At 63.5% G+C, this 13,069-nt stretch carries 11 protein-coding genes, 4 tRNA genes and 1 rRNA gene; 12 read left to right on the top strand and 4 right to left on the bottom strand.

The window, feature by feature from the left end; translation table 11 throughout:
* The 5 genes from rrf to ACZO3G_RS13175 all read left to right on the top strand — a co-directional run.
* Positions 1–99: ribosomal RNA gene (rrf, locus tag ACZO3G_RS13195) — 5S ribosomal RNA — on the top strand; the annotation flags it as partial.
* A 50-nt stretch (positions 100–149) separates the two neighbouring features.
* Positions 150–225 (top strand) — tRNA-Asn (locus tag ACZO3G_RS13190).
* Between the two features lie 47 nt (positions 226–272).
* Positions 273–349, top strand: a tRNA-Ile gene (locus ACZO3G_RS13185).
* A gap of 50 nt (positions 350–399) precedes the next feature.
* Positions 400–475: transfer RNA gene (locus ACZO3G_RS13180), tRNA-Trp, on the top strand.
* 28 nt (positions 476–503) lie between these two features.
* Positions 504–579 (top strand) — tRNA-Thr (locus ACZO3G_RS13175).
* Between the two features lie 55 nt (positions 580–634).
* Here the strand turns inward: ACZO3G_RS13175 and ACZO3G_RS13170 are convergent.
* The 3 genes from ACZO3G_RS13170 to ACZO3G_RS13160 form a co-directional block, all read right to left on the bottom strand.
* A complete protein-coding gene (locus ACZO3G_RS13170) occupies positions 635–1,528 on the bottom strand; it encodes a LysR family transcriptional regulator (RefSeq protein ID WP_276873225.1) in 894 nt (297 codons plus the stop codon).
* A 128-nt stretch (positions 1,529–1,656) separates the two neighbouring features.
* Positions 1,657–3,060, bottom strand: a complete 1,404-nt coding sequence (locus ACZO3G_RS13165; protein WP_276873227.1) for a short-chain fatty acid transporter — start codon at positions 3,058–3,060, stop codon at positions 1,657–1,659.
* 47 nt (positions 3,061–3,107) lie between these two features.
* A complete protein-coding gene (locus ACZO3G_RS13160; protein WP_276873232.1) occupies positions 3,108–4,232 on the bottom strand; it encodes a M42 family metallopeptidase in 1,125 nt (374 codons plus the stop codon).
* A gap of 260 nt (positions 4,233–4,492) precedes the next feature.
* Between ACZO3G_RS13160 and ACZO3G_RS13155 the strand changes: the two genes are divergently transcribed.
* The 7 genes from ACZO3G_RS13155 (at position 4,493) to ACZO3G_RS13125 (ending at position 11,495) form a co-directional block, all read left to right on the top strand.
* Positions 4,493–5,578: a hypothetical protein gene (locus ACZO3G_RS13155; protein ID WP_276873234.1), complete on the top strand. Its 1,086-nt coding sequence runs from the start codon at positions 4,493–4,495 to the stop codon at positions 5,576–5,578.
* 334 nt (positions 5,579–5,912) lie between these two features.
* Entirely contained in the window at positions 5,913–6,230 is a 318-nt protein-coding gene (locus ACZO3G_RS13150; protein WP_277138716.1) for a hypothetical protein, read from the top strand.
* Positions 6,231–6,691: 461 nt separating this feature from the next.
* On the top strand, positions 6,692–7,945 hold the full coding sequence (glyA, locus tag ACZO3G_RS13145) for a serine hydroxymethyltransferase (RefSeq protein ID WP_276873240.1): 1,254 nt from the start codon (positions 6,692–6,694) through the stop codon (positions 7,943–7,945).
* 263 nt (positions 7,946–8,208) lie between these two features.
* On the top strand, positions 8,209–9,480 hold the full coding sequence (locus tag ACZO3G_RS13140) for a replication-associated recombination protein A (RefSeq protein ID WP_276873235.1): 1,272 nt from the start codon (positions 8,209–8,211) through the stop codon (positions 9,478–9,480).
* Positions 9,481–9,484: 4 nt separating this feature from the next.
* Positions 9,485–10,522, top strand: coding sequence for a hypothetical protein (locus ACZO3G_RS13135; protein WP_276873237.1), 1,038 nt, complete (start codon positions 9,485–9,487; stop codon positions 10,520–10,522).
* Positions 10,523–10,684: 162 nt separating this feature from the next.
* Entirely contained in the window at positions 10,685–11,101 is a 417-nt protein-coding gene (locus tag ACZO3G_RS13130) for a YjdF family protein (RefSeq protein WP_101549267.1), read from the top strand.
* Positions 11,102–11,258: 157 nt separating this feature from the next.
* A complete protein-coding gene (locus tag ACZO3G_RS13125) occupies positions 11,259–11,495 on the top strand; it encodes a helix-turn-helix domain-containing protein (protein ID WP_101549268.1) in 237 nt (78 codons plus the stop codon).
* Between the two features lie 50 nt (positions 11,496–11,545).
* On the opposite strand, the gene ACZO3G_RS13120 is transcribed toward ACZO3G_RS13125, so the two are convergent.
* Positions 11,546–12,478, bottom strand: a complete 933-nt coding sequence (locus ACZO3G_RS13120) for a S1 RNA-binding domain-containing protein (protein WP_276874941.1) — start codon at positions 12,476–12,478, stop codon at positions 11,546–11,548.
* Between the last annotated feature and the right edge of the window lie 591 nt (positions 12,479–13,069).

Genomic DNA, 13,069 nt, shown 5'->3' with positions numbered 1-13,069 from the left:
GAGGTCCCACCTGTTCCCATCCCGAACACAGAAGTTAAGCTCAGCGGTGCCGACAATACTTGGAGGGTGACTTCCCGGGAAGATAGGTCTATGCCAGCTCCTGCCAGCGTACAATTGTTTTGTACGCTGGCATCTCAAATTCTTCATATTCCTCCTTAGCTCAGTCGGTAGAGCATGCGGCTGTTAACCGCAGGGTCGTCTGTTCGAGCCAGACAGGGGGAGCCAACAAATGGTACCGCTACCAGAGCGGTAGCGGTACATCTTCTTTTTACGGGCCATTAGCTCAGTTGGTCAGAGCCACCGGCTCATAACCGGTTGGTCCGGGGTTCGAGTCCCTGATGGCCCACCACAGGGATCAAGGATTTCCCGTGTATGGGAATACATTCGGGTGGGCAATATAGGGGTATAGCTCAGCTGGTAGAGCAGTGGTCTCCAAAACCACGTGCCGAGGGTTCGAATCCTTCTGCCCCTGCCACTTTTCCGCAGGCGGGCAGCCTGTACATGCTGATATAGCTCAGTCGGCAGAGCACATCCTTGGTAAGGATGAGGTCATCAGTTCGAATCTGATTATCAGCTCCAAGAAAAGACCGTGGACAAGCCTGTCCACGGTCTTTTTTCGCGTTTGTTTCCTGCGTTACCGCGGCTGGCGGGGCGGCGCCTTCCGCGCCTTGAAATAGGCGAGGATGTGCTCCCTGAACTGCTCGGCCAGCGGGGTGAACGGCTTGTCGATCTGCCAGGAGAGGTTGTAGGAGCGGGAGCAGAGCGGATCGTCGAGGTGGAGCAGCTTCACCCCTTCGGGAAACGCCCCCCAGCTCTGGGCAGCCAGGAAGCCGACCCCCTCGCCCGCTGCGATAAGCTTGGCGACCATTTCGGTGCCGTCGCAGGTATAGACGACGTTCGGCTTGAAGCCCGCCTGGAAGCAGAAGCCGTTGGTCTCCTCGGTCCAGCTCGTGGAGCGGATGAGCCCGATGAACTCCTCGTTTCGCGCCATGCGCAGCGGAATGTGGTCGTAAGCGGCCAGAGGATGCCCGGCAGGAACCCCCAGCACCAGCTCCTCGGTGAAGAGGGGGAGGGAGGCGCACTTGTTGAGCGGGATGTTGACCGCGTGGATGTAGAGGTCGCAGTCGTAGAGGAACTTGGATTTGGTGTAGTTTTTGATGACCTCGAAGGTGGCGCCGGGGTGTGCGCGGCGGAAGCTCCGGATCAGCTCGATCAGGTAGAGTTCGCCGGTGATGTTCGTCTGCAGGCGGATGGGCGCGGTCGAAGGGTTCTCGATCTCGCGGACCGCGCTGACGCCGCGGTCGACTGCGTCGATCGCGAGCTCGGCGTATTTGAGAAACGCGTGTCCGTATTCGTTGAGCGCGATGCGGCGCCCGGACCGCTGGAACAGGGCCACCCCCACCTCGTCCTCGAGCAGGGAGATGGCCTTGCTCAGGGCCGGCTGGGAGATGAGCAGCTTTTCCGCCGCTTGGGAGATGTTTTCGGTCTGGGCCACGGCCCGGAAGTATCGGAGCCGGAGTATATCCATGCAGAGTCCCCCTCTTCGCCGGTTGAAGGCGCTTTCTTTCATCTTACCACCCCTCCTTTCAAATCGCCAGCCAGAAAAAGGAAGCCGCCCCCATGCGCCTGCATGGGGGCGGCTTTTTTGGCTTTTGTTCAGACAGGGAAGAAGAACACGGCCGCGGTGAAGAGCAGCCCGGCGCCCAGCATGATGGCGGTGCTGTACCCCATGATGTCCTTGGCCTTGAGCCCGGTGAAGCCGAGCAGCGCGAGCGCCCAGAAGGGCTGGCACATGTTGGTCCACGAGTTGCCGTAGGCCACCGCCTGGCAGGCCTTGAGCACATTGCCACCCGCGATCATGCGGACCGACTCGACGGCGATGGGACCCTGCACGGCCCACTGGCCGCCGCCCGACGGGACGAACATGTTGACGATCGAGGCGCTCAGGAAGGTCCAGAAATAGAAGGTGAAGGGGGTGCTGATTGAGGCGATCGCGCCCGCCAGAATCGATACGAGGCCGGAATACTTGATGATGCCCATGATCCCGGCGTAGAGCGGGAACTGGAAGATGATGCCCGAGGCGCTCGAGGTGGAGCGCGCGAAGGCGGACACGTAGTTTGCGACGGTGCCGTGGAGCAGCAGGCCGCCGAAGATCAGGATGGCGTTGAGGAGGTTGAGGTCGAACGCCGCGAAGCCCTTGGTGGCGAACGCGTAGACGACGTAGAGGATGCCCATGCCGCCGATGATCCAGCAGAAGGCATGGCTGTTGTTGAGCAGCTCGCCCACCGACGCGTTCTTTTTTTCGGCCTTTTCGGAGAGGATTTCCCCGGCGGGCTCCTCCACAACCCGCAGCGCGTAGTCGGGGATGGGACGGACGTTGTCCCCCTTGGGGTGGAGCAGGTAGGCGAAGAGGGGCAGCAGGACGATGAAGCCCGCCGCCAGGAAGAGGTTCATCGGGTTGAAGATGTAGCTGTTGAGCGGGATGAGGCCGATCTCCGACTCGAGGAAGTGTCCGGGCGTCGCAATCGAAAGGCCCACCGAGTTGGAGAAGCCGACGCACCAGGTCATCTGCCCGAGGTAGGCGCAGGCGACCAGCAGGCCGTATTCGCAGGGGACGCCGCGGCGGCGGAAGTTGCGCGCGATGCTCTTGGCGAGCAGCGCGCCGCCCGCGAGCGAGAGGCCGAACTGCACATAGGAGAGCAGGATGGTGACGGCGGCCACGAGGAAGGCCGCCTGCGGGCCGTTTTGGGGCAGGGAGGCGACCCGGTTGATGGCGCGCTTGGCCACCGGCGCGTCGGCCACCACCGCGCCGCCGATGATGCAGATGGCCATCTGCATGGCGAAGGTCAGCAGCTCCCACAGCCCGGCGTACCAGTTGCCCAGCACGGCGGCGGGGGAGAGGCGCTTCATGACCATGGCCAACAGGAAGGCGAGGATGGTCAGCGCGATGGCGAAGATGGTGGGATCGGGCATGTACTTCTGGGAAACCCGCGTGAAGGAATTGCCCATGCGGATGAGCAGGCTGTCCTTGGCTTCGGCGGCGGAATTCGGTTTACTCAAAACATTCACCCCTTTGTCAGCGTTCGGTTGTGCGTTCCGGCCGGCCGTCAGTCGGCAAGGAAGTCGAGGTTGATCGTCTCGTTCTCTTTTTCGACGATCCCCTGAAGCAGGCAGGCCATATCGACCAGGTCGTTCACGTTCAGCAGCTCGACCGGCGAGTGGGAGTAGCGGCGCGGGATCGTGAAGGAGGCCTGCGGGATGCCGTCCCCGGCGTAGGCATACTCGGCGGCGTCGGTGGTGGAGAGGAAGCCGACCAGCGAGAGCCACTGCACCGGCAGGCCCTGCGCCGCCGACTGGTTTTCGATCGCCCTGCGGATTGCGGGATGCACGCTGCTGAAGACGCCGTACTGGTGGGAGCAGTCGCAGCCGTCCGCGAGCAGCACGGCCGGCCCCTTTCCGATCGAGATGGGGAGCAGGCCGCGGCGGGGTTGGTCGGGGGTGTCGCCCGAGGGGACGGTGTCGACGGCGATGACATAATCGGGATGCACGGCGTGGCCGAGCGCGCGCGCCCCCACCATGCCGACCTCCTCGCGGCAGGTGGCGCCGACCACGAGGGTGCCTGCGAAATCGCCGTCCGCGCAGAGCTTCATCAGCTCGCACACCACGGTGCAGCCGGCGCGGTTATCCATCGCGCGCCCGCAGAGAAAGTCGGGGTTGGCCATTTCGGAGACGGTGTCTGCGAAGACGGCGCGGTCGCCCTCCCGGATCCCCAGCGCCCGGACCTCGCCGGCGGAGGAGCAGGCCACGTCGATGTAGAGGTCCTTCGCGCCGCGCACGGTGCGGGCCTCCTCGGGGGTCATGAGGTGGCCGGGCTTCGCGCCGATCACGCCGGGTACCCGGTTCCTGCCGATCCACACCTTGCGTCCGACCATCAGGTTTTCGGGCACGCCGCCGAGCTTGTCGAAGGCGAGAAAGCCGTCCTCGTAGATGTATTTGACGCAGAAGCCGATCTCGTCCGAGTGGGAGGCGATCAGGACGGTGGGGCCGGGACGGCTGCCCCGTTTGACGGCGGTGAGGTTGCCCAGCGTGCTCACCTTCACCTCGTCGGCATAGGGCTTGAGGCGGGCGGCCATCGCCCGGACGACGTCCTGCTCCTCGCCCGACACGCCGATGATCGAGGTGAAATCGCAAAGCATTTCTTTCATTTCCTGTTTGACAGCGGTGCGTTCCATAGACCCTTCTCCTTTTCAAAATGAACTGATTTCTGGTGAATATGAACTATATTGATACTATCACGGTATTTATTCTATGAAAAATACCGATTTTTCATATCGAGCGAACCGGATCGGTTATAAGCGGCGCGGAGGGACGGGGGAATCCGGGGCGGTTCGTCGCCCTCTTTCGCGCAGTTTTTCTCCCGGGCCGGGGTATACTGGGCAAGGAAATGTTGGAAGGACATTCCCCAACAGGTAAGATGAAGGAGGATTTCACAATGAAAAAAGTACTGGCTTTGCTCCTTGCGCTCGCGTGCGCGCTCCCGCTCGGCGTGGCCGCCGCCGCGGCGACGGGCGACGCGATCCCCTACCCGAACATCGGCCTCGTGGTGGAGAGCGACCTCTGCGACGGGGACGGCGCCGTCTATTCCGCCGCCGATGTGATCGCGCCGGACACCACCGTCTACTTTCCGATCGAAGAGGCGGCGGTCAGCAAGCTCACCGACAAGGATTTCTTCAAGGTCAAGACTGACAAGGGCGACGACAACTCGAAGATGATCCAGAAGGTCAGCGTGACCGAAAAGAACTTCGGCACGGGCGGCCAGATCAAGGGCCGCTGGGTCGCGGTGAAGATCGAGCTCAAGCAGGACATCACCGACAACGAATACAAGCTCACCCCCGAGGTGACCTTCACGGCCAAGGAGAAGGTGACGATCGGCGGCCAGGAGTACGCCGAGGGCCAGAAGTTCTCCATCAAGTTCAAATTCTTCATGGGCAACACGACCGAGAACGCCGACCAGGATTATATGGCGGGCGACGGCGGCGTGGTCCTCGAGCCGAACAAGAACGAGGATAACGAGATCACCTGGGAGGACGAGAACCGGACGCTCGCGCGGCTCGCCTTTGAGAGCGACGACGACGCCAAAAAGCTCTTCCCCAAGATGACCACCAAGTGGGACGACCAGGATTACGCCGACTACTTTGCCGACCAGGACGCCTTCCTCTTCGACTTCATCGGCGCCCCCCGCATCTCCTCCACCAGCCGCGCCACCTTTGAGATCTACAATCCCTACTACGACTCCGACGAGGACGCCCTGACGGTCGACCCGTCCGACGTGGTGATCTACCAGGTGATCGACGGCGAGCTGGTCGACGTGACGCCCGCCTTCTCGGCGGTCGAGACGGACGACGGGGACTATGTCTTCCGCTCCAAGACCCGCCAGCTCGGCACCTATGTGGTCGCCGAGATGCCGATCGCGGCGGCAGCGCGCGCCGAGCGCCCCGCCGAAAAGCCCGTCAAGGAGGCCCCCGCCAGGCCCGCGCCGACCGAAAAGGCGATCCTGCCTTCCTTCGCGAAAAAATAACGGCACCCCATTTTGTTCCTGTCCGATCCGGCGGGCGGAAACGGGAAAAGCAGCCGCGCTCCGCGCGGCTGCTTTTCTTTTTCGGCGGCGTCTGGATAAAAGTGACAAACTGGTTACAAACAAAATTCCATAAAATGGAATAGTTACAATGTGGTTACATCGTGGTTACAAACTCGTTACAATTGTGAAAATAATTTTAACAAATTTGCATTTTCCTCTTGATTTTCGCATAGAATGTGGTATATTATAAGTAAGCAAAAATACAGAACGTAAAATGATCTGTAGAAATTATCCCAAAAGTTACAATCTGTAACTTTTAAAGGAGGCAACAGCCGTGAAAAGAAAGAATCATCCGCTCCGAACCGGGGTTATCGCGGCCGTTGCCGCGTTTATCGCCCTCTCCTTTTTCGCAGGCGGCTTCATCGAGATCTCCCGCGATGCAGGCCTCGCCCGCTGGTTTACCGATACCGCCGTCTACCTGGTCGTGAACAAGTTCGGCTCCAAGCTGTTCGCTTCGCTCGTGATCGGCTGCGGCGCGGCCTTTGCCAACAGCATGATCGCTTACGGCAGGGCCGTCAAATCCCAAAAGCGCGCGCGGGCGACCCGCGTGCGGTTCACTCCCGGCGACTCGGGCATGGAGCGTACCGCCTAAACCGCTTTTCATTTTTTTCTCCTAATTCATAAAAAGAGCGCCGGCATTCGAAAGAATGCCGGCGCTCTTCTTCCGCCCTTTTGCGCCGGGCGGATGCTAAGCGAGGACGTAAGGCGCCAGGTGCCCGAGCAGGAGCAGCACCCCCAGCGAGAGCACGCAGTAGAGCAGGATTTTCCAGGTGGGCGGCGTGGGCCGCTTGAAGATAGACATACCAATGCCCCCAATGCACAAAATACCTCATCCAGTTTAGCACAAGTTCGGCAAAAAGGGAAGGGCTCGCCGGAACCCCTTGTACGCCGCCGGGGATTTATGGTATACTGGAACCACTCGTGAAAAGGGCGGCCGCCCGCGGCCGCCCGGGGGACGCGTCGGACGCCTGCCGGATTCCGCGCGGTGCAGGTTCGCGCCCTCCGCCTACTCAAAATATGTGCCGGAGCGCGGCGGCGGAATGGATGATTGTGATGTATCAGGACATGATGGACACGATTGGGTTCGTCTCCAAAACCGACCCCGAGGTCGGCGCGGCGATGGGACGGGAGCTGGCCAGGCAGCGCCGCAACATCGAGCTGATCGCTTCGGAGAACATCGTCAGCCCCGCGGTGCTCGCCGCGATGGGCTCGGTGCTCACCAACAAGTATGCCGAGGGCTACCCCGCCAAGCGGTATTACGGCGGCTGCCAGAACGTCGACGAGGTGGAGAACATCGCCATCGAGCGCGCCAAGAAGCTCTTCGGCGCGGAGCACGCGAACGTTCAGCCCCACGCGGGCGCGCAGGCGAACCTCGCGGTCTATTTCGCGCTGCTTGAGCCGGGCGACACCGTGCTGGGCATGAGCCTTGCCGACGGCGGCCACCTGACCCACGGCTCCCCCGTGAACCTCTCGGGCAAGTACTATCAATTCGTTTCCTACGGCGTCGACCCCGTCACCGAGGTCATCGACTACGACAAGGTGCGGGAGATCGCGCTCGAATGCAAGCCCAAGCTGCTCGTCGCGGGCGCTTCGGCCTATCCGCGCGTCATCGACTTCGAGCGCCTTTCGGCGATCGCCAAAGAGGCCGGCGCCTATTTCATGGTCGACATGGCGCACATTGCGGGCCTGGTCGCCGCGGGCGAGCACCCCAGCCCGGTGCCCTACGCCGACATCGTGACCACCACCACCCACAAGACGCTGCGCGGCCCGCGCGGCGGCATGATCCTCTGCCGCGAGGAGCTCGGCAAGAAGATCGACAAGGCGATCTTCCCCGGCATGCAGGGCGGCCCGCTCGAGCACATCATCGCCGCCAAGGCGGTCTGCTTCGGCGAGGCGATGAACCCCGAATTCAAGGCCTACCAGCACCAGATCGTCCTCAACTGCCGCGCGCTCGCCAAGGCGCTCACCGCGCGCGGCTTCCGCCTCATCTCGGGCGGCAGCGACAATCACCTCGTGCTGCTCGACCTGCGCAACTTCGGCATCACCGGCAAGGACTTCGAGAAGAAGCTTGACGAGGTCTACATCACCGTCAACAAAAACGCCATCCCCAACGACCCGCAGAGCCCCTTCATCACGAGCGGCGTGCGCGTCGGCACCCCGGCCGTCACCAGCCGCGGCTTCGTCGAGGCGGACATGGAAAAGATTGCCGAGTTCTTCTACCTCACCGCCACGGACTTTGAAAACAAGGCCGACGAGATCCGCGCCGGCGTCGAAGCCCTCTGCGCCAAGTACCCGCTCTACGAATAGAGTTACGGACTTTTTTGTCGGCTTTCTTGTCGGCTTTCTTGAAAGAAAGCCTTGGCAAAGAACGTTTGGTTCAGGCTGCGCGCCCTGCCCCGGGGCCGGCCGCCGCCCGTGCGGCGGAACCGCGCCGCACGGCGCACGTCTGCGGCCGCGGGCGGCGTTTTGCCTGAACCAAACGGTTTGCGCCGCTTATGAAGAAGCGGCCCTGTCGTCATCCCAGCCGCCGCCGGCAGGCGGCGGCTCGTTTTCTTTCGGAGGTGATTTTTATGGCGGCTCCGCTGGCGGACCGCATCCGGCCGCAGACCCTCGACGACGTGGTGGGGCAGGAGCACCTGCTCGCGCCCGGGATGGTGCTGCGGCGGATGGTCGAGACGGGCAGCATCCCCAATTTGATCTTCTACGGACCGTCGGGGGTCGGCAAGACGACCGTTGCGTCGATCATCGCGAAAAAGGCGGGCAAAAAGCTCGTCCGCCTCAACGGCACCACCGCCTCGACGCAGGATATCCGCGACGCGGTGGCCGCGCGCGACACGATCGACGGGCTGGGCGGGGTGCTTCTCTACCTCGACGAAATCCAGTACCTCAACAAAAAACAGCAGCAGTCGCTGCTTGAGTGCATCGAGGACGGTTCGGTCACGCTGATCGCCTCCACGACCGAGAACCCCTATTTCTACGTCTACGGCGCGGTGCTCTCCCGCAGCACGGTGTTCGAGTTTAAGCCGGTCACCCCTGCGGATACGGCGCGCGCCGTCCGGCGCGCGTTCGAGGCCGCGGGGGAGGACGGCGGATACGTCCTCGCGGAGGGCGTGGTGGAATACATCGCGCAGGCGTGCGGCGGCGACGTGCGCAAGGCAGTCAACGCGGTCGAGCTACTCGCGCTCGCGGCCGGCGGCCGGCGGGAGATCACCCTGGAGGACGCGAAGCAGGTCGCGCAGAAGAGCGCGATGCGCTACGACCGCGAGGGCGACGAGCACTACGACCTGCTCTCCGCGCTGCAAAAATCCATCCGCGGCTCGGATGAAAACGCCGCCCTCCACTATCTCGCGCGGCTGCTCGAGGCGGGCGACCTGCTCTCCCCCTGCCGCCGCCTGCTCGTGATCGCCAGCGAGGACATCGGGCTGGCCTATCCGATGGCGATCGCCGTCACCAAGGCGTGCGTCGACGCGGCGGTGCAGATCGGCCTGCCCGAGGCGCAGATCCCGCTGGCCGAGGCGGTCGTGCTGCTCGCGACCGCGCCCAAGTCGAACGCCTCCTGCATGGCGATCGAGGAGGCGATGGCCGACGTGCGCGCCGGGAAGTCCGGCCCGCCGCCCCGCTGCCTCCAGAACAGGCACTTCGACGGCGCGGACGTCAAAAATCCCGGCCAATTTTACCGCTATCCGCACGACTATCCCAACCACTACCTGCGCCAGCAGTACCTGCCCGACGCCCTGCGCGACCGGGTCTACTACCGGTTCGGGGACAACAAGACGGAACAGGCGGCCAAAGCCTACCGTGAAAAGCTCCTGCGCGAGGCCACTCCGGAGAAAGGGGAATGACGCGATGAAACGGCTGATTGCCATGCTCCTCTGCGCCTGCCTGCTCCTGGCGGGGTGCGGCATCCCCGATCCGCCCCGCCCGGCGCCCTCCCGCCCCGACGCGCCCGCCGCCGTTTCCGTGCCGGAGCAGACCGCCTCCTCGCACCCGGAGGCGCCCTCCGCGCCCGCCGAACAGCCGGGCATCGAGGCCGAGCCGCCGCCGGAGGAATCCCTTTCCCCGGCGCGGACGGCGGAGCTGCTGGCCGCCGCGCTTCGGGAGGGGGACGTCCCCGCGCTCGAGGCGCTGGCCAATCCCGCCTTCGGCGTGGAGGGCAAGCTCGACTACTGGAAGACGGTTTCAATCGACAGCGTCTCGCATGGGGAACCGGAACAGGACGGCGAAGATTGGCTCTGCCGATTCACGCTGGAGGTGTCCGATCCGGGCGAAACGCCTCTCAAGACGGGTGAAAACGCCTGCGTCGCGCGGATCGGCTGTGCGCCCTACGGCATGTGGGACCGCTATTCGGTGCTGTCCTTCGCGCCCGCGGGCAAGGAGATACCCGGCACGGAGCTGTCGCGGAGCGCCGCCGCGCGGCAGGTCCGGTGGATGCGCGATTTCGCCTTTTTCGAGACGTTCGACGACCCGGCGGAGATCGACCGTGGGGCGCTGCTCGACTTCCTGCTCGGGACGGCCGCGCGGGACTATCCCGAGCAGGAGGCGACCCCGATCGGGATTGGCTCCGGCCTCGGCTATACCCAGGCGCAGCTCGACGCGGTCGCCGGGAAGTATTTTGGTTTGGACGGCTTCGCCATGACCGATTCGCCCCTCTACGACGCGGAGAGCGGCTGCTATGGGCTCAACGGGCACGGCGGCGGCTACCGCAACGAGCGGATTGTGCGGATCGACGAGGGCGCGGACCGGTGCGACGTCTGGATCGAACAGTACGGCGAGCCGTTCCAGCTCCTGCCGAACGGCGCCCTCCGGTATACCCTCGCGCCCAACGGCGACGGCAGCTTCCGGTACCTCTCGGTGAAGGCGTTCCCGGCTGTGCCGGAATCATAGCGGAAAGAGGTGATCACGGGCAATCCGGCCCGTTCACATAACAAAACGCGGGGATCAAAACACGGCCCGGTTGGTAGTCCGGGCGCGGCGGTAGCCGTCAGTAACCTGCCTCCTAAGGTTGTCCGTTCCCCGCGGCGAACACTTTTTTAGGAGGAACGGCAAATGGACATTCGCGGCAGGACAACGGTTTATTTCGAGGACCCGTTCTGGGTCGCGGTTTGCGAGGTTTCCGAGGGCGGAAAGCTGCGCGCCGCGCGGGTGGTGTTCGGCGCGGAGCCGAAGGACTACGAGGTTTACGGGTATTTCCTCGATCACTGGCGAAGGCTGCGGTTCAGTCCGCCCGTCCCCGATGGGGAAAGCGCCGCAAGGCAGATCAATCCAAAGCGGATGCAGCGGGAGATCGCGCGCGGGCTTGCCCGGACGGGAACGGGGACCAAGGCGCAGCAGGCGGTGAGCCTGATGCGCGAGGAAGCGGCGCGCGAGCGCAAGGTGAACGCAAAGGCGCGCGCCGAAGAGGAAAAGGCGCAGCGGTACGCGCTGCGCCAGCAGAAGAAAAAGGAAAAGCACCGGGGCCGCTAGGCCCCAGAAGAGGGAAGGGGGCTTTGCGGATTTCTGCAAAGCCCCCTTCCCTTATCCAAAACGTTGCGACTGGTGACACATTTCGCCACAGGCTGATCAGATCCTGCTATCCTTGTAAGGGCCACATGGCCCAAAAACTTACAAGGAAGGTGAAGGGATGCCGATTGACGGGGATATTCTCAAAGAACTGCGCAGGGACCAGGGCTATACTCAAGAAGAGATGGGGCGGATATTCGGGCTGTCTGTGAAAGCCTACTCGAGCCGGGAAACGGGACGGACGAAGACCAGCATCGAAATGCTGGAAAAGATGGCGGATCATCTGGGCACCTCAACCGATTATCTGTTGGGACGCACAGCGGTTGAAAAGCCCTACCCACCACGGCGGCGCAGGTAAAAAGGAACCCCGGGACGGCGCGCCGTCCCGGGGTTCCTTTTATGTATCGTTTAGTCTCCGTCGAACACCGTTTCGATCAGCCGGTCGGAGCAGTCGGGCGAATAACGCCACCGGTTCAGGTGCCCCTCCGTGAGAAAATAGCGGGTGGGCTGGGCGCGCCACGAGGCCTCAAAGGAATCGACAATGATAAGCTTTACCTTCATCTTTTCCGGAATGAGGCTTTTGATATAGACGCTCGCGTGCTGGCCGACGGCCACTCCCTCGCGCGGTTCCGCAAGCCCGGCGAGGTTGGGGGAAAGCTCGACGAACACGCCGTATTCCTCCACCGAACGCACGATGCCCGCCACCGTCTCGCCCGCCGAGAACATGGCGGCGTTTTCGCTCCAGGTGCCGAGCAGCTCCTTGTGGGAGAGGGAGACGCGCCCGCCCGGTTCAAGCGCCTTGACGACCGCCCTGATGTCCTGCGCGGGGGAGAAGCGGTCGCGCGGGTGGGAGATTCGGCTGATGGAGATCGCGTCGATCGGGATGAGGGAGGGGATGCCGCAGCCGATATCCACGAAACACCCGAACGATTCCAGATGGGTGACACGCGCGTCGATGATGTCGCCGGGGACGAGGGACGCGATATAATTGTCCTGGCACTCCTGCTGGACCGCGCGGCGGGACAGCTGGGGGATAACGGTGCCGTCGGACGCTTTGACAAAGCCGGTGATGCGGTAGCAGACCGGTTTGTTGACTCTGGAGATGATGGCGATGTCGCGGGTGGTGCCCTCCGCGATCCCGAGCGCCGCTTCGTCGCGCGGGATGATTCCGCGCCATGCGCCCATGTCCACAATCAGGTTGTGGTCGGGGTCGCAGACGACCGCGCGGCTTTCCAGGATGCGCCCCGAGGCGTACGCCTCCTGAAGGGCGCTCAGCGAGTGGAACGCCTGCCGGTTCGCCGGGGTATCTATCAGCAGTCCTTCCGGTTTGTAGTTTGGCATTTTGTGAGCCCTCCTCTTTCAACATACCCCATTTATATGAGCGCGTGGGGCGGAATAGAAGATGGATTTGCCTTTGGATTGCCGCTCGGGGAGCGGCGAAGACCTCGTTGATTTGCCGCGCTGCGCCCGGCGGGGCTTTAGATGCGCTCCTCGCCTGCGGCGAGCGCCGCAGAGCGGCGACGCGCATTCAAAGAGGGCCACAGGCGCCACTTGTCCCTACGGGACAAATGGTGTCCCCATTCGGGCTGTCGCTTCGCGACCCCTTTGGATTCCCCGTAGGGAGTCGCCATGCGACTCGGCCCTGCGGGCCGGAACCCTAAGCGGAGCCGCCTTCGGCGGCAAAAATCGCGAGCGCGTTCCGCCGCGCGGCGGTTTTGGGTTTTCCGCCCTGCGGACGGACGGCCTTTTTCGCGCCCCTCCGGGGCGTTCCAGATGTGCCGCCTGCGGCGGCGGAGATTGCCGGGTCCCGCCCCGGCAGGCGGGCCGACTTCTTGCGCGCCCAAGAAGTCGGCGGAAGAAGGGCGCTCAAGGGGACTTCCACCTTGGGCGGCCTGCCCGGGCTGCGCCCGGAGCGCGCGACGCGCGACTGCC

Source organism: Anaerotruncus sp. (genome assembly GCF_057433415.1).
The sequence above is the reverse complement of the archived record's forward strand: the minus strand, read 5'-3'. Positions and strand labels throughout refer to the sequence as shown.

Bases quoted from the DNA above. Each gene is read 5' to 3' on its own strand.
- ACZO3G_RS13135 (WP_276873237.1), top strand. From the start codon at position 9,485: ATGAAACGGCTGATTGCCATGCTCCTCTGCGCCTGCCTGCTCCTGGCG.
- ACZO3G_RS13170 (WP_276873225.1), bottom strand. From the start codon at position 1,528: ATGGATATACTCCGGCTCCGATACTTCCGGGCCGTGGCCCAGACCGAA.
- ACZO3G_RS13140 (WP_276873235.1), top strand. From the start codon at position 8,209: ATGGCGGCTCCGCTGGCGGACCGCATCCGGCCGCAGACCCTCGACGAC.
- ACZO3G_RS13155 (WP_276873234.1), top strand. From the start codon at position 4,493: ATGAAAAAAGTACTGGCTTTGCTCCTTGCGCTCGCGTGCGCGCTCCCG.
- ACZO3G_RS13130 (WP_101549267.1), top strand. From the start codon at position 10,685: ATGGACATTCGCGGCAGGACAACGGTTTATTTCGAGGACCCGTTCTGG.
- ACZO3G_RS13125 (WP_101549268.1), top strand. From the start codon at position 11,259: ATGCCGATTGACGGGGATATTCTCAAAGAACTGCGCAGGGACCAGGGC.
- ACZO3G_RS13120 (WP_276874941.1), bottom strand. From the start codon at position 12,478: ATGCCAAACTACAAACCGGAAGGACTGCTGATAGATACCCCGGCGAAC.
- ACZO3G_RS13160 (WP_276873232.1), bottom strand. From the start codon at position 4,232: ATGGAACGCACCGCTGTCAAACAGGAAATGAAAGAAATGCTTTGCGAT.
- glyA (WP_276873240.1), top strand. From the start codon at position 6,692: ATGTATCAGGACATGATGGACACGATTGGGTTCGTCTCCAAAACCGAC.